Genomic DNA, 16,541 nt, shown 5'->3' on the forward strand with positions numbered 1-16,541 from the left:
CTTTTACAAAACCAATTACTTATTTTTTATGCGCCTCAACAAGCTGTTAATTTCAAAAAATCAGTCAATAGGATTTTCTCCTGTTCCGAGAACTATCGGAACCATTTTGGGTACGGCATTGTTATTTTTTTTCTTTTTATTTTTTCCTGAAAATTCATTTTCGCAAGAAGTAAAACAAGACAGTGTAAAAAGGCCTAAAATTGGTTTGGTTTTAAGCGGAGGCGGCGCCAAAGGTTTTGCGCATATTGGTGTTTTAAAAGTTTTAGAAGAAGCCGGAATCAAAATCGATTATATTGGCGGAACCAGTATGGGATCTGTAATTGGCGGATTGTATGCTTCTGGCTACAATGCTTCGCAAATTGATTCGATTTTTAAAAGAACCAATTTCGACGAATTAATAAACGATTATATTCCACGTTCCTCAAAAAACTTTTATGGTAAAAAAAATGACGAATTATATGCAATCGTTTTACCGTTTAGTAATTTCAGAGTGGGCATTCCCGAAGCGCTTTCAAAAGGAATGTACAATTATAATTTGTTGAGCAGTTTAACGAGAAACGTTCGCCATGTTCGTGATTTCAATAAATTGCCTACTCCGTTTTTATGTATTGGAACCAATATTGAAACTGGTGAAGAAGTACTTTTAAATAAAGGAAATCTGGTTCAGGCCATGATGGCGAGTGCTGCTTTTCCTTCCCTATTTACTCCGGTTGAAATCGACGGAAATTTATTGGTCGACGGCGGTGTTGTAAACAATTACCCCATTAAAGAAGTTCGCAATCTTGGTGCAGATATTATTATTGGTGTTGACGTTCAGGACGATTTAATGAAGCGGAAAAACCTGAAAAATGCTACTCGAATTTTGGTTCAGATTACCAATCTGCAATCCATAGAGAAAATGAAAAGCAAAATAAAGGATACTGATGTTTATATAAAACCGGATATTCGGGATTATGGTGTAATTTCATTTGATAAAGGCGAGGAAATTATTAGAAAAGGTGAAGAAGCTGCTTTTGCCGTTTACGAAAAAATTAAATCATTGGTAGATGAAGAAAATTTTTATAAAAAACCGAAATTAAAAATCGCTTCTGATACTCTTGAAATCAAGAAAATAAATAGTGATCAATTAGACAATTATACCAAAGAATACATTCGTGGTAAGCTTCGTTTTAAACCGGGAAGTACTATTACATATGATGATTTGAAAACCGGAATAAACAATTTAAATGCGACTCAAAACTTTAGTACGATTTCGTATTGTTTACAACCAGACGGCGATCAGGATGATTTAGATTTGGTATTAAAAGAGAATCCAACGCAGACTTTTTTAAAGCTCGGACTTCATTATGATGGACTTTACAAAAGTGCTGTTTTATTAAATCTTACTCATAAAAAAACATTTTTAAAAAATGATGTTACTTCGATGGACATTATTTTGGGAGATAACTTTAGATATGATTTAAACTATTATGTCGAAAATGGTTTTAATATCAGCTTTGGTTTCCGTTCAAGATTGAATCAGTTCAACCGAAATGTAACAACAAGTTTGAGCGGACTGGTTTCAGAAAATCCAAATATAAATTTGATCAATGTTGATTTCTTAGATCTGAGCAACCAGGCGTATTTTCAAACCATTTTTGTACAAAAGTTTTTAATGGGCGGAGGTTTAGAATATAAATACCTGAAAATAAATTCGCCAACACTTTCTAATACAGAAAACATAATTGATAAAAGCAGTTACATTAGTGCGTTTGCATATTTAAAATACGATTCGTTTGACAGCAAAAGTTTCCCGCGCTCCGGTTTGTTTTTTTCTACAGATCTTCAAACGTATCTGGCCTCTTCAGATTATACTAATAAATTTACCCCATTCTCAATTGCAAAGGCAGAAATTGCTTTTGCCAAAACGGTATTCAGGAAAGCTACCGTTAAAATTGGGACCGATGCCGGATTTAATATTGGCAGCGACAGTGTTCCTTTTTTCGACTTTATACTAGGAGGTTTTGGGTATAACAAGATCAATAATTTCAATTATTTTTATGGTTATGATTTTTTAAGTATTGCCGGAAATAGTTTTATAAAAACAGATATTACTTTAGATTATGAAATCATAAAAAAGAACCACGTGAATTTTTCGGCAAATTTTGCCAATCTTGGCAACGATATTTTTACTACTGTCGATTGGATTTCAATGCCTAAATATTCTGGTTATGCCGTAGGTTATGGATTAGAAACTATTATTGGCCCAATCGAGGTTAAACAATCATGGTCTCCACAAATGGCAAAAAGCTTTACTTGGTTCAGTATCGGATTTATGTTTTAATCCTGATTTTTTAGAAATATTTTATGTTATAAATAATATAATATGTAATTTTGATCAATAAAAATTACGACATTTGTCATAATGAAAACAAATTGGACAGGTTTATTAGAGTATCTTCAATTTCTTATCAAGAGAAATCCTGAGTAACGCCTCTATCGAATTGAGAAAATTAGTCAATTGAAAAAATTGAACTGATTATTTACTATGCAATTCAAATTTTCGAATTATCTAATTTACAAATTATCTAATTGAAAAAGCCATGCCACTATACCATAAACTTGGGGATTTCCCTCAAAAAAGACACACCCAATTCGAAAAACCAAACGGCGGATTTTATTACGAACAGTTATTTGGAACAGAAGGTTTTCACGGACATTCGTCTCTATCTTATCATGTTCACAGACCAACGCAGGTTAAAGAAATTTTAAACTCTTATTCGGTTGAACCAAAAATTGCAATCGGAAAAAACATAAAGTCACTTCTTTTTAAAGGTTTTGAATTAAAACCGGAAAATGATTTTCTTGACAGCCGCAAAGCCATGTTAGTCAACAAAGACTGTATTATTGGTCTGGCCGCTCCAAAAGAATCGCTTCGAAATTATTTCTACAAAAATGCCGATGCCGATGAAATGCTTTTCATCCATAAAGGAAAAGGAAAATTAAGAACCATGTTAGGAAATATTCCCTTTGAATATGGCGATTATTTAATTATTCCGCGCGGCATTATTTACCAAATCGAATTCGAAACAGAAGAAAACAGACTATTTTATGTAGAATCGTATTCTCCGTTTTACACTCCAAAACGATATAAAAACCAATCAGGTCAGCATTTAGAACATTCTCCATTTTGTGAGCGTGATTTTATTTTGCCAGACGAATTGGAAACACACGACGAAAAAGGTGATTTTTTAATTAAAATTAAAAAAGAAGGCATGATTCACGAAGTGGTTTATGCAACTCATCCTTTTGATGTTGTGGGCTGGGATGGATATAATTTCCCATACGGATTTTCGATTCACAATTTTGAACCTATAACGGGACGTGTTCACCAGCCGCCTCCGGTACACCAAACTTTTGAAACGGCAGCCTTTGTCGTTTGTTCATTCTGCCCAAGACTTTACGATTATCATCCGAAAGCAATTCCGGCTCCATACAATCACAGCAATATAGATTCTGACGAAGTTCTCTATTATGTAGATGGCGATTTTATGAGCCGTAATAATATTGAGCAGGGTCATATCACTTTACATCCAAAAGGAATTCCGCACGGTCCCGCACCAGGCGCAATGGAACGCAGTATTGGTCATAAAGAAACTCAGGAATTAGCCGTTATGGTTGATACTTTCAGACCACTTATGGTTACGGAAGAAGCTATGGGACTTGATGATGGGCAATATTACAAATCCTGGACTGAATAATTAGTCAATGTGCCAATTTGATAATTAGAAAATATATTAATGCGTCAATTCGATAATTAAATATTGTGATTTTAAACTTACAAATAAATTATCTAATTAACACATTCTCTAATTATCAAATTAAACAAAATGACTTTCAACGAGAAGTATAAAGACAATGCTCTTTTAATAAAAACATTCAATTTTGCATTAAATATAATTGACTACACAACCGAACTTCAAGATCAAAAGAAATTCGTAATTGCAAATCAGTTACTAAAAAGCGGAACATCAATTGGAGCTAATTCAAAAGAGTCACAAAACGCAGAAAGCAAAGCAGATTTTATTCATAAATTAAAAATTGCAATTAAAGAGGCAGACGAAACGGAATATTGGTTGTTTATATGTGAGGCTCACAAAGCTTATCCAGATTGTAAAGACTTATTAAATGAATTATCAGAAATTTTAAAAATTTTAAATAAAATAATATCAACATCTAAGAGGAATTAGAAAATTAGAAAATGTATCAATTAGAAAATTATTTTTAATTATCTGCATTTCAAAAATTATCTCATTTTCTCATTATCAAATTATCTAATTATGAAACAAGTAAAATCAGTAGAATACGGATTAGAGAAAATCTTTGAAGGAGCACAAGATTTCCTTCCGTTATTAGGGACAGATTATGTAGAGTTTTATGTAGGGAATGCAAAACAATCTGCACATTATTATAAAACTGCTTTCGGATATCAGTCATTAGCTTACGCCGGATTAGAAACGGGAGTAAAAGACAGAGCATCGTATGTTTTGAAACAAGACAAAATCAGAATTGTTTTAACTACGCCTTTAACGGCTGATTCTCCAATTAATGAACATTTGAAAAAACATGGTGACGGTGTAAAAGTTGCGGCTCTTTGGGTTGAAGATGCGAGAAGCGCTTACGAAGAAACTATGAAACGCGGCGCACGTTCTTTTATGGAACCAACTGTTGAAGAAGATGAATTTGGTCAAGTTATCCGTTCGGGAATTTACACTTACGGAGAAACAGTTCACATTTTTGTAGAAAGAAAAAACTACAATGGTGTTTTTTTGCCAGGTTATAAAGAATGGAAATCAGATTATAACCCAGAACCAACAGGATTAAAATATATTGATCACATGGTTGGAAATGTGGGCTGGAATGAAATGAATATCTGGGTAAAATTTTACGAAGACGTAATGGGATTTGTAAATTTCCTTTCTTTTGATGACAAACAAATTACTACAGAGTATTCAGCATTGATGAGTAAAGTAATGTCTAACGGAAACGGAAGAATTAAATTCCCTATCAATGAACCGGCAGAAGGAAAGAAAAAATCGCAAATTGAAGAATATTTAGATTTCTACGGCGGACCTGGAATTCAGCATATTGCTATTGCTACAGATGATATTATTAAAACAGTATCACAATTAAGAGCACGCGGTGTTGAATTTTTATCAGCTCCTCCTCACACCTACTATCAGGCAATTCCAGAAAGATTAGGAGTTCATATGGACATGATGAAAGAAGATATTAATGAAATTGAAAAGCTTGCCATTATGGTCGATGCTGATGAAGATGGTTACCTTTTACAAATTTTTACTAAGCCAGTTCAAGACCGACCTACCCTTTTCTTCGAAATTATTCAAAGAATGGGTGCAAAAGGGTTTGGTGCAGGTAACTTTAAAGCCCTTTTTGAGTCAATTGAAAGAGAGCAGGAATTGAGAGGAACACTGTAAAAACACATTATTTTTGCATTATGCAGAAAAATTCTCTGTAAAACGTTGATTTTTATGCAAATGTTATGTTAAACTTGACTTTTGCTATTTATTTTTTGAACTTTCTATCTATCTTTGCACTCGCAAATCAAGAAGGGGTGGTTTCCTTCTGAATTGATATAAATTTCATAATTTATAGTTTTTTGGTTAGTTAATAGCATAAAAACTCAGTCATCCTTGACTGAGTTTTTTTGTTTTAGTACATTTGGAATGGAATTTGCATTTATTTATCTTTATCTGAAATGTAAAAATTATACTATGAAAAAATTCATCCTCGCTATATTAATCCTCTCTGCTTTAGCTTTCGATTCCCAAAAAGAAAATGCTTTTGATACCGGAGAGTATTTCAAATTTAGAATTCATTACGGAATTGTAAATGCCGGTTATGCAACTCTTGAAGTTAAGGATGCCACAATAAATAATAAAAAAGTTCATCATGCTGTAGGCAGAGGATATACGACCGGAATGTCAAAATTTTTCTTCAAGGTTGAAGATTTATATGAAAGTTATTTTGACAAAGAAAATGGAAATCCTTATCGCTTTGTGAGAAAAATTGATGAAGGCGGTTATACTAAAAATCAGGAAGGTTTTTTTAACCAAAGCGAGAATAGAATTTTAGTAAAAGATTATAAACGAAAGACTGAAAAAACGATTGTAATTACTGACAATGTGCAGGATATCGTATCGTCTTTTTACTTCCTAAGAAACCATCCGAATATTGACAAATTAAAATCGGGCGAATCGATTACAATTGACATGTTTTTTGATGATGAAATCACAAAATTTAAGTTAAAATATGTAGGCCGTCAAGATATTACAACTAAATTTGGGACGGTTTCTACGATGGTTTTTAAACCACTTGTACAAACAGGAAGAGTTTTTAAAGAAAAAGAAAGTTTAACGCTCTGGATTACAGATGATGACAACAAAGTTCCGATTAGAATTAAAGCGGATTTGGCTGTCGGGTCTCTAAAAGCAGATCTTGATGAATATAGAGGATTGAAAAATCCGTTTAAAGTTAAAAAATAATGAACCCTACTGATCATTCAGAATCAATTTTAAAAGAAATTGACCTTAAATTTCAAGCAATAAACCAAAAAACTGATGTTCAGTTAGAAGGATTACTTTGGTCAAAACCAATTACGTATTGGGACTACATTCAAACAGATGCTCTTTTAAATTTACAAATACAACGCACGACGCTTCCTGACGAAATGGTATTTATCATGTACCATCAGGTTAATGAACTTATATTTAAAATGATTTTGTGGGAAATCGATCAAATCGCAGACGCACAAAATATTCAGGTTGATTTTTTCAGCGAAAGACTTTCCAGAATTACACGCTATTTTGATATGCTGACAAATTCGTTCAGCATTATGGAAAACGGAATGGAAGTAGATCAATACATGAAATTCAGGAATACTTTAACTCCTGCCAGCGGATTTCAAAGCGCCCAATACAGATTAATTGAATTTGCTTCGACAGATGTTATCAATTTAACAGACCGCAGATACAAAGCTGGCTTTGACGAAAATACTGATTTAGAAACTACTTTTGAACACCTTTACTGGCAGGCAGCCGGAAAAGATTATCATACTGGCGAAAAATCATATCTGCTTCAGGAATTCGAAAACAAATATAAAGGTCAGTTTTTGAGACAAATGTCTACATTTAAGACTAAAAACATTTGGCAGAAATTCACACAATTACCTATCGAAGACCAGCAAAATCAAGAATTAATTCACGCGATGCGTCATTACGACAAAACAGTGAACATTACCTGGGTTATGCAGCACCTTAATACCGCAAGAAAATACATTTTAGAAAGCGGAAAAGGTAACGGCGAAGCAACCGGCGGAAGTGACTGGCAAAAATATATGCACCCAAAATACCAAAGACGCATCTTTTTTCCTAAATTGTGGACCGAAGAAGAATTGTCCAATTGGGGAAATGAAGATCTACTTTAATTTCCTGCAAAAAAAATTAAGAGTTTGAAAAAAGCATTCGTAATTATAATAGTATTATTTTCAACATTTTCGTGTACTAAAACAGAAGAAAAAGTTGAAATTAAAATTACAAAACCAAAAACCAAAAAAGTAGAGTTTGGTTTTAATTACGCTGATTTTAATGTTGTTAATGATACTATTTCTAAGGGAGATTCTTTTGGATCTATCATTCAGAGTCAAAACATTGGTGACAAAAAAGTATTTGATATTGTCGATCAGGTCAAAGATACTTTTGACGTAAGAACTATTCGATACAACAAACCTTTTACATTACTTCGTTCAAAAAATAAAACAAACAATCTTCAGGTTTTTATTTATCAGCCAGATGCTTTAACTTATTACGTAATCGATTTACGGGACAGTATTGCAAAAGCGTATAAAAAAATAAAACCAGTTACTTTAAAAAGAAAAATTATTGGCGGCGTTTTAAAAACTTCATTATCTGAAACTTTAGGAGATGAAGATGTAGAAACTGCACTTGCCAGCAGAATTACAAAAGTATTCTCCTGGTCTATTGATTTCTTCAAACTTAAAAAAGGCGATCGTTACGGTTTAATTTTTACAGAACGTTTCATTAACGGAAAAACCTACGATGGTGTTGAAGATCTTGAAGCTGCGTTTTTTGAATATAAAGGAAAAATCGTTTATGCTTTTCCTTTTGAAAAAGACACACTTTCGGGAAAAATTGAATATTATGATGATGAAGGAAAAACGTTGAAAAACTTCTTCTTAAAAACTCCAATTAAATTCAGCCGAATCACTTCACGATTTACTATGAACAGGTTTCATCCTGTGCAGCATACCTGGAAAGCACACAAAGGAACTGATTATGCAGCTCCAACCGGAACACCAATTTCAACAACGGCATCCGGAGTTGTTGAAGCGACGGGATATACTGCAGGAAACGGAAACTTTGTAAAAGTAAAACACAACGGAACTTATTCTACTCAATATTTGCATATGTCCAGAATTTTAGTACGCCGCGGACAACGCGTTACGCAAGGACAAACAATTGGTTTAGTTGGAAGCACTGGCTTAGCTTCTGGCCCTCACGTTTGTTATCGTTTCTGGAAAAATGGCGTTCAGGTAGATGCGCTTCGATTGAATTTACCAACCGGAGAATCTTTAACCGGAAATGATAAAACCCGTTTCTTTAAACAAATCGAACCTTTGAAAAGAGAGTTGGATAGTATTGGGAATTTGTAAATTTCTGAAATCAAAAGCCGAATGAAAAATTCACGTCTTAAAGCAATTTACAATGATACTTTTTCAGGCTTGAAATTATATTATAGAGATACTGATTTGCCCGACAATTTAGTTTCAAATTATAAAATTGGGCAAATAATTCAGGAAAAAGGATTTACAGATATGACTTCTATTGGCGGCGGACTTTCTGGCAATTTCAGATATTTAATTGCTAGTGCTCACGCCAAAGATTTATCGAAATTCAATCCAGACTCGGCAAAAATTGGTCATTTTCTATTAGACACAATTGCTTATTTTAAAGTATTGGATATTCAGAAAATCGGTAACAAAACACAAGTTTTTCTTTTAAACATTCCAGACAATTCCATTTTGCTTTTAAAAAATTCATCATCAAATCTGGAAGATGAGATTATAGAAAAAGCAAGGAGAAAATTTGAATCTAAAATTCATTTAGCTTTAATTCCGGAATTACAAACGGAAAGCTGGAAAGAAAGAACAAAATCTCCTCTGGGAATGAATGAAAACGGAGAATTATTTTTTGACGATTCGAAGATTAAAGTTGAATCACCAAAAAGAATCGAAATCAATATCGAGAAAAAAACTATTGAAATTAATAAAAAACCTTGGTGGAAGATTTGGTAAAATAGCATATTACTTTATTAAGACTTATCAAAATGGCAACTACAATCAAAATTACTCCAGTATTAAAAGGCAAAGAATCTGAAAGATTTAATGCCGCAATATCTACAAGTAAAACAAACAAGATTTCCGAAGAAAAAAAAGCTAAAATATTTTCTTTAGTCAGCAAAGTGATGGCAAAAACAGCTTTGACCTAAGCTTGAAATTTTAAAGATTATTACTTGCAAAACTTCTTTCTAAACTCAGACGGATTCATTCCCTTATGTTTTCTAAAAACTTTATTTAAGTGACTTTCGTCGGAAAAATTTAATTCGTCTGCAATTTCATTAATCCGCATATCACTGTTTAAAAGTCTGGCTTCAATCAATCTCAATTTATAGTTTGCAATATATTCCTGAAGTGTTTCACCAGTTTGTTTCTTAAAATATTTCCCTAAATAATTAAGGGAAATATTAAAATACTCACTTACCTTTTCTGCTTTTAATTGTTTTGGATTGTAGATGTTTTCCTGAATATAATGCAGAATTTCCAAAACCATTTCTCCCGTAGTTTCTTTAATATTCTTCGGAAGTTTTAAAGCAATATTTCTCGCTACAATTGTAATTATGGTATTTACAATCTGCTCAATAATTTTTTGATGATAAATCTGCTGATTGACTTGTTCCTGAATTATACTTTCTATCAGCGACGCAATTAAAGGTTTATCAATTTTATTTTTTAGAATACAGCCCGGACGGTGACTTGCATTTTGCAGAATATATTCCATTCGCAGAACCGTTTCTGATTGTCCGTTTTGAGAATTTGCTTTGATATAATATTCATTAAATCGAAGAAAAAAGAATTTTGTTGGCGTTGTAATTTCAAATGAATGAACATCTTGCGGCGTTACAAGAAATAGGTTTCCTTTTCGGTATTGAAATGTATTATCATTAATAACCTGAATTCCCGTTCCATCAACGACATAAATCAATTCAAAAAAATTGTTTTTCCGAATTGTTTTCGGAAACTGTTCCAATTCTTTAAAATCAACTTCAAACGGAAGATATAAATTCGTATTTGTCATTAGGCTAAAATACAATTTTAGTACCAATTAGTACAATTTTCGGCGAAAGCTAACCTCTTAATTTTGTTTCAGATAACAAACTAAAATCTACAAAAATGAGAATACTTTTAATTGGAGCAAACGGAACAATTGGCAAAATACTGAATCCGGCTCTGGCAAAGAATCATGAAATTATTTCGGCAGGAAGAAGAAGCGGTGATTTTAAAATCGATTTATCAGATTCAAAATCGATAGAAAAATTATTCGGCGAAGTCAAAAATATTGATTCCTGTATTTGTGTTGCAGGAGATTGTTATACGGGAGATTTGCATTCGCTTGACGAAGAAAAATTAAATATTGGTATTAAAAACAAATTGCTGGGACAGGTAAATCTGGTTTTAATTGGTCAAAAATATTTAAACGATAACGGGTCGTTTATACTGACTTCGGGAAAAATGGGCGATAAACCTGTGAAGAATAATATTAGCAAAGCAATTGTAAATGGCGGCATTAACAGTTTTGTGCTATCGGCTTCGCTGGAATTAGAAAGAGGAATTAGAATAAATGCCATTAGTCCGGCAAAGGTTTCAGACATTCCGGCGGAAGATTTAATAAATGCTTATACAAAAAGTATTGAAGAATCTATAAATGGAGAAATTATTAAAGTAAACTATTAAATTTTTAAAGATGAAAAATACAACTTTCCTATTATTACTATTCGTTTTAAATTCTGCAATTGCACAAAAAACGAAATCTGATTTTTTAGGCTCATGGACTTTAGTTTCAGTACAAAACAAAAATTCTGACGAAACAAAAAATCTTCCGTATGATGTAAATCCAAGAGGCACTTTATTTTTTGATGAAAAAGGAAATTACGCCATTCAGATATATAAAAACGAAAGACCAAAAATAGTTTCGGGCGATAAAAATAAATGTACTCCCGAAGAAAATACTGCAATTGTGCAAGGAAGTAATTCGCATTTTGGAGAATATGAAATTGACGAAGCAAATAAGATTATTACTTTTAAAATAAAAACCGCTTCGTTTCCAAACTGGGAAGGAACTATTCAAAAGCGATCTTATACTTTGATAAATAACGAACTTAAATATGTTGTAACCAATACAACGCAAGGAGGAAAATCGGTCACTGCCGAAGTTGTCTGGAAAAAACTGTAGTGCAGATTCATAAAACGTTTTCGCAACTAATTGTTATATAATCATGAAGCGTGAGCCTTTTAAAAGTTATTTCAGTATTTTTGTGTTTCTAAAAAAACAATCTCAATAATAAAATACAAATGGCTTTAAACACAACAAACCCAACCGGGACTGAAGCGTGGAAAAATCTGCAAAACCACTATAACGCAATTCACAGAACTACGATACAGGAATTATTTCAGCAGGATAATGCTCGTGCTGAAAAATTCAACTTACAATGGAATGATTTTTTAGTTGATTATTCTAAAAACAATATTACTCCTGAAACGCTTTCTCTTTTATTAGAATTAGCAAATTCTATTGGATTAAAAGATGCAATTGCTCAATATTTTGGAGGAGAATTAATCAATCAAACTGAAAACAGAGCCGTTTTACATACCGCTTTGCGTGCACCGGAATCGGCAGTAATTAATGTTGATGGCGAAAACGTAATTCCAGAAGTTTATGAAGTAAAAAACAAAATCAAAAACTTTACAAGCGAAGTTATTTCTGGAGAGAGAAAAGGTTTTACAGGAAAAGCTTTTACTGATATTGTAAATATTGGAATTGGAGGTTCTGACCTTGGTCCTGTTATGGCGGTTGAAGCTTTACAATTTTATAAAAATCATCTTAAAACACATTTCGTTTCTAATGTTGATGGCGACCATGTAAATGAGATTATTAAAAAGCTAAATCCTGAAACGACATTATTTTTAATTGTTTCTAAAACTTTTACAACTCAGGAAACTTTATCTAATTCTGAAACTATCAGAGAATGGTTTTTGAAATCGGCAAAACAGGAAGATGTTGCAAAACATTTTGTGGCGGTTTCTACTAATATTCAAAAAGTAACTGAATTTGGGATTAATCCAGACAACGTTTTTCCAATGTGGGACTGGGTTGGAGGAAGATTCTCTTTATGGAGCGCTGTTGGTTTAAGTATAGCTTTGGCTATTGGTTTTGATAATTACAACCAATTATTAGTTGGAGCAAATGAAACTGACGAACATTTTAAATCGGCAGAATTTGATCAAAACATTCCGGTAATTTTAGCTTTATTAAGCGTTTGGTATAACAATTTCTTTGGTGCCGAAAGTGAAGCTTTGATTCCATACACACAATATTTATCAAAATTAGCTCCGTATTTGCAGCAGGCAACTATGGAAAGTAACGGAAAAAGTGTAGGCCGCGACGGAAAACCGGTTAACTACCAAACTGGAACAATTATTTGGGGAGAGCCGGGAACAAATTCACAGCATGCATTTTTCCAATTAATTCATCAGGGAACAAAAATAATCCCAACAGATTTTATCGGATTCGTAAAACCTCTTTACGGAAACGTAGATCATCATAATAAATTAATGTCAAACTTTTTTGCTCAGACTGAAGCTTTAATGAATGGAAAAACCGCTGCACAAGTTCAGGCAGAATTTGACAAACAAGGGCTTTCTGCAGAAAAAGCTTCTTACTTATTGCCCTTTAAAGTTTTCACAGGAAACAAACCAACAAACACAATTTTAATTCAAAAATTAACGCCTAAGTCATTGGGTTCATTGATTGCATTATACGAACACAAGATTTTTGTTCAGGGAGTTATCTGGAATATTTTCAGTTTTGACCAATGGGGAGTTGAATTGGGTAAACAATTAGCAAATTCAATTTTAGATGAAATCAATTCTAAAACTGTTAAAAATCACGATAGTTCTACTTCATTTTTACTGAATCACTTTTTAAAGAATAAATAAAAACTTAACTGAAAATTTTCTTTTATAAAATATTGAAGCGCCTCAATTTAATAAAAATTAAGGCGTTTTTTCGTATATAAAAGACAATATGACGCTCTTTTTTAACAAAAAAAGCAAGTATATCGCTACGCCATCATTCATAAAATTATTATTTTAACAAAATTCCATTCCTCAAATTCAACAAATCGCGATTTTACTTAAAGAAAAAAGAAAAAATCATTTTAATACGCAGCACAATGTTCAAAACTGATTTTTCTTAACATTTTGATAACATTATCCGATTTAATTGTTATAATTTTGCCAAAAACAATAAACTCAAGAACAAATGAAGAAAATGAAAAATTGGTTACTTACCGGACTATTTTTTATGATAGTTTCAACCGTATTTTCTCAAGGAAAAGTTACTGGTACTGTTACAGATGGTACTGGTTCATTACCAGGCGCTAACGTTGAGATCAAAGGATCTAGCGCAGCGACTTCAACAGATTTTGATGGTAAATTTACCCTCAATGCAACAACAAGTGTAGGAGAAATTGTTATCTCTTACTTAGGTTATCAAAGCCAAACTGTAAAATTTTCAGTTTCAAATGGTTCAACAACAAATTTAGGAACTATCGTTTTAGAATCTAACTCAAACGAATTAAGTGAAATTGTTGTAAAAAGTACAGTTGTAGATATTGCAAAAGACAGAAAAACTCCGGTTGCTGTTTCTACAATTAAAGCTGCTGAAATTCAAGAAAAACTTGGTACTCAAGAATTTCCTGAAATCTTAAGAAATACTCCATCAGTTTACGTTACTAAATCAGGTGGTGGATTTGGAGATTCAAGAATTAACATTCGTGGTTTTAACCAAAACAATATTGCTGTTATGATTAACGGTATGCCGGTTAACGACATGGAAAATGGTTCTGTTTACTGGAGTAACTGGGCAGGTTTATCAGATGTTACATCTGCTATGCAGGTTCAAAGAGGTTTAGGTTCTTCTAAATTGGCTACACCATCTGTAGGGGGAACAATTAACATTGTAACCAGATCTTCAGATAAAAAAGAAGGCGGGTCCTTCTCTTCTGGATTTGGTAACGCAAGAAACTTCAAAATTCAAGGTTCATACAATACTGGAAAATTAGAAAATGGTCTTTCTGCTTCTGTATTATTATCTCAAACAATGGGAGATGGATATGTTAATGGAACTCCATTTGAAGGTTCTAACTATTTCGTTGCTTTAGGATATTCTACTAAAAATAACAAACACGATTTTCAATTAACAGTAACTGGTGCACCACAATGGCACAACCAAAGATCAACTGTTTCTACAATTGCTACTTATCAAAAATATGGTTCTCTTGATGAACCAAACATTCGATACAATGCTGATGCAGGGTATTTAAATGGAGAGATGTATAACATCAGAAAAAATTATTACCATAAGCCAATTGCTTCTGTTAACTGGGATTATAACATCAACGAAACTACTAAACTTTCGACCGTACTTTATGCATCAATGGGTCGTGGGGCCGGAGCTAGCGCTACAGGGGGTATTAGAGGAAAAACTTATAATGATTTGGTTGCTTTTAGAACAGCTGATGGTCTAATTGATTACGACAAAATTTATGCTTACAACTCAGGACAGCCTGTATTTATCAATGGTTTTACAGGACCACAAACAAGAGCTAAAGTTGGAGGTGTTTATCAAAATACTTTTTCAACAGGGTCGAACGCTCCTGGAGGTGCCAGCACAGGAACTTCAGGTATATCACAAACTTCTTCAATTAACTCACATGACTGGTTTGGAGGTGTAATTAATTTAAACAAAAAATTAACTAACACTTTAACTTTAGATTTTGGTCTTGATGCAAGAACGTATACAGGATACCACTTCACAGTAGTAAATGATTTGTTAGGAGCTGATGAATTTTATGATAATAGTGTTGCCAGCTTAAAACCAGCTGGAAGACATATTACAGCAACTTACCCAACAGATGTTCAATGGAATGTTTTCGATAAAAAAAGTTACGAAAAAATTTCTTTTAACAGTACTGGAAAAGTTAGATGGTACGGTGCATTTACACAATTAGAATACTCTAAAGACAATTTAACTGCATTTATTCAAGGGGCTGTTTCTCAACAAGGATTTAAAAGAGAAGACGATTTCGTTTACTTACCAACAGATCCTTTGTCTTCTACAGATTACGAAAACATCTTAGGTGGAAACGTAAAAGGTGGTGCAAACTACAACATTAACGAAAAAAACAATGTTTACGCTAATGCCGGATATTACTCAAGACAACCATTCTTTAATTCAGTTTATCCAAATAACAAGTCTACAGTAAACCCTAACTTAACAAATGAGAAAATTATAGGATTTGAGGCTGGATATGGTTTCCGTTCTAGATTCTTTAATGCTACTGTAAACCTTTACAACACTACTTGGAATGACAGATACTTAAAAGGTAACGCACTTCCAACATCTGCAACAATTCCTGCAAACTCAACATATACAGAATATGTTGGTCTTAATGAGGTTCACTCAGGAATCGAGTTCGAAGGATACTCTAACATTACTGAGAAGTTAAAACTTACTGGTATGTTCTCTTACGGAATTTGGGAATACAAAGGAAATGCTACTGTAAATGCTTACTGGCAAGCTGACAACACACCGGTTCCAGGATATAGTGCTACTACAGTATATATGGACAAAGTAAAAGTTGGTGACGCTGCACAATTGACAGCATCTTTAGGAGCTTCTTACGAAGTTTTAACAAGAGTAACTGTTGACGCTAACTATAACTTTAATGACAATTTATACGCTGGAATCAGCCCGATTAACTTCGCTTCTCCAGATAATAAAGGTTCATTAAAATTACCTTCTTACGGATTAATGGATGCTGGTTTCTCATACAAAATGTTAACTGGTAAAAACAAAGATAAATCAGTAAACTTTAGATTAAACGTAAACAACGTTTTAGACAGAATTTATATCGCTGAGTCAAGAACTAATACTTTTGCTGACGATTTTATCTCTGGTACTTCTGGACCAACTTACCAATCATCTGGACAAGTTTATAAAGGAATTGCAACAAGTAACCAAGTATACTTTGGTTTCGGTAGAACTTGGAACTTTAGCTTACGTTACGATTTCTAATATTTAGAATCTAAATAAATATCTAAAGCGGCATTGACTTTTAAAGTT

The 16,541-nt window shown here is 33.0% G+C and carries 14 protein-coding genes; 13 read left to right on the plus strand and 1 reads right to left on the minus strand.

Going from position 1 to position 16,541, the window contains the following annotated elements; all coding sequences use genetic code 11:
• Positions 1-28 precede the first annotated feature (28 nt).
• The 9 genes from AABD74_RS03510 to AABD74_RS03550 all read left to right on the plus strand — a co-directional run bounded on the left by AABD74_RS03510 (position 29) and on the right by AABD74_RS03550 (position 9,567).
• Complete coding sequence (locus AABD74_RS03510; protein WP_232681750.1) at positions 29-2,323, plus strand: patatin-like phospholipase family protein; 2,295 nt, start codon at positions 29-31, stop codon at positions 2,321-2,323.
• A 259-nt stretch (positions 2,324-2,582) separates the two neighbouring features.
• Positions 2,583-3,740: a homogentisate 1,2-dioxygenase gene (locus tag AABD74_RS03515; protein WP_232681749.1), complete on the plus strand. Its 1,158-nt coding sequence runs from the start codon at positions 2,583-2,585 to the stop codon at positions 3,738-3,740.
• A 129-nt stretch (positions 3,741-3,869) separates the two neighbouring features.
• On the plus strand, positions 3,870-4,229 hold the full coding sequence (locus tag AABD74_RS03520; RefSeq protein ID WP_406844688.1) for a four helix bundle protein: 360 nt from the start codon (positions 3,870-3,872) through the stop codon (positions 4,227-4,229).
• Positions 4,230-4,316: 87 nt separating this feature from the next.
• Positions 4,317-5,477: a 4-hydroxyphenylpyruvate dioxygenase gene (gene hppD, locus AABD74_RS03525; RefSeq protein WP_406845621.1), complete on the plus strand. Its 1,161-nt coding sequence runs from the start codon at positions 4,317-4,319 to the stop codon at positions 5,475-5,477.
• Positions 5,478-5,774: 297 nt separating this feature from the next.
• Positions 5,775-6,545 carry a DUF3108 domain-containing protein gene (locus tag AABD74_RS03530; protein WP_232681747.1) on the plus strand — a complete coding sequence of 257 codons (771 nt, stop codon included), beginning with the start codon at positions 5,775-5,777 and terminating at the stop codon, positions 6,543-6,545.
• Positions 6,545-7,486 (plus strand): tryptophan 2,3-dioxygenase family protein, encoded by a 942-nt coding sequence (locus AABD74_RS03535; protein ID WP_406844689.1) that lies wholly within the window; start codon positions 6,545-6,547, stop codon positions 7,484-7,486. The genes AABD74_RS03530 and AABD74_RS03535 overlap by 1 nt, the downstream gene beginning before the upstream one ends.
• Positions 7,487-7,510: 24 nt before the next feature.
• Positions 7,511-8,731 carry a peptidoglycan DD-metalloendopeptidase family protein gene (locus tag AABD74_RS03540; protein ID WP_232681745.1) on the plus strand — a complete coding sequence of 407 codons (1,221 nt, stop codon included), beginning with the start codon at positions 7,511-7,513 and terminating at the stop codon, positions 8,729-8,731.
• Between the two features lie 21 nt (positions 8,732-8,752).
• A complete protein-coding gene (locus tag AABD74_RS03545; RefSeq protein WP_406844690.1) occupies positions 8,753-9,373 on the plus strand; it encodes a hypothetical protein in 621 nt (206 codons plus the stop codon).
• A 32-nt stretch (positions 9,374-9,405) separates the two neighbouring features.
• Complete coding sequence (locus AABD74_RS03550; protein ID WP_406844691.1) at positions 9,406-9,567, plus strand: hypothetical protein; 162 nt, start codon at positions 9,406-9,408, stop codon at positions 9,565-9,567.
• A 20-nt stretch (positions 9,568-9,587) separates the two neighbouring features.
• Here the strand turns inward: AABD74_RS03550 and AABD74_RS03555 are convergent, their stop codons facing one another.
• Entirely contained in the window at positions 9,588-10,433 is an 846-nt protein-coding gene (locus AABD74_RS03555) for an AraC family transcriptional regulator (RefSeq protein WP_406844692.1), read from the minus strand.
• 95 nt (positions 10,434-10,528) lie between these two features.
• Between AABD74_RS03555 and AABD74_RS03560 the strand changes: the two genes are divergently transcribed.
• The 4 genes from AABD74_RS03560 to AABD74_RS03575 all read left to right on the plus strand — a co-directional run bounded on the left by AABD74_RS03560 (position 10,529) and on the right by AABD74_RS03575 (position 16,493).
• A complete protein-coding gene (locus tag AABD74_RS03560) occupies positions 10,529-11,089 on the plus strand; it encodes a short chain dehydrogenase (RefSeq protein ID WP_406844693.1) in 561 nt (186 codons plus the stop codon).
• Between the two features lie 10 nt (positions 11,090-11,099).
• Entirely contained in the window at positions 11,100-11,588 is a 489-nt protein-coding gene (locus tag AABD74_RS03565; RefSeq protein ID WP_406844694.1) for a lipocalin-like domain-containing protein, read from the plus strand.
• Between the two features lie 119 nt (positions 11,589-11,707).
• Complete coding sequence (gene pgi / locus AABD74_RS03570) at positions 11,708-13,351, plus strand: glucose-6-phosphate isomerase (protein WP_406844695.1); 1,644 nt, start codon at positions 11,708-11,710, stop codon at positions 13,349-13,351.
• Between the two features lie 325 nt (positions 13,352-13,676).
• Positions 13,677-16,493 carry a TonB-dependent receptor gene (locus tag AABD74_RS03575; RefSeq protein WP_406844696.1) on the plus strand — a complete coding sequence of 939 codons (2,817 nt, stop codon included), beginning with the start codon at positions 13,677-13,679 and terminating at the stop codon, positions 16,491-16,493.
• Positions 16,494-16,541 lie beyond the last annotated feature (48 nt).

This window comes from Flavobacterium soyae, from assembly GCF_045348165.1.
Taxonomy (GTDB): Bacteria; Bacteroidota; Bacteroidia; order Flavobacteriales; family Flavobacteriaceae; genus Flavobacterium; species Flavobacterium soyae.

What these genes read in the sequence shown, in the direction of transcription:
- AABD74_RS03520 (WP_406844688.1), top strand. Translation starts at nt 3,870, where the DNA reads ATGACTTTCAACGAGAAGTATAAAGACAATGCTCTTTTAATAAAAACA.
- pgi (WP_406844695.1), top strand. Translation starts at nt 11,708, where the DNA reads ATGGCTTTAAACACAACAAACCCAACCGGGACTGAAGCGTGGAAAAAT.
- AABD74_RS03560 (WP_406844693.1), top strand. Translation starts at nt 10,529, where the DNA reads ATGAGAATACTTTTAATTGGAGCAAACGGAACAATTGGCAAAATACTG.
- AABD74_RS03575 (WP_406844696.1), top strand. Translation starts at nt 13,677, where the DNA reads ATGAAGAAAATGAAAAATTGGTTACTTACCGGACTATTTTTTATGATA.
- AABD74_RS03535 (WP_406844689.1), top strand. Translation starts at nt 6,545, where the DNA reads ATGAACCCTACTGATCATTCAGAATCAATTTTAAAAGAAATTGACCTT.
- AABD74_RS03565 (WP_406844694.1), top strand. Translation starts at nt 11,100, where the DNA reads ATGAAAAATACAACTTTCCTATTATTACTATTCGTTTTAAATTCTGCA.
- AABD74_RS03550 (WP_406844691.1), top strand. Translation starts at nt 9,406, where the DNA reads ATGGCAACTACAATCAAAATTACTCCAGTATTAAAAGGCAAAGAATCT.
- AABD74_RS03555 (WP_406844692.1), bottom strand. Translation starts at nt 10,433, where the DNA reads ATGACAAATACGAATTTATATCTTCCGTTTGAAGTTGATTTTAAAGAA.
- AABD74_RS03510 (WP_232681750.1), top strand. Translation starts at nt 29, where the DNA reads ATGCGCCTCAACAAGCTGTTAATTTCAAAAAATCAGTCAATAGGATTT.
- AABD74_RS03515 (WP_232681749.1), top strand. Translation starts at nt 2,583, where the DNA reads ATGCCACTATACCATAAACTTGGGGATTTCCCTCAAAAAAGACACACC.
- AABD74_RS03530 (WP_232681747.1), top strand. Translation starts at nt 5,775, where the DNA reads ATGAAAAAATTCATCCTCGCTATATTAATCCTCTCTGCTTTAGCTTTC.
- AABD74_RS03545 (WP_406844690.1), top strand. Translation starts at nt 8,753, where the DNA reads ATGAAAAATTCACGTCTTAAAGCAATTTACAATGATACTTTTTCAGGC.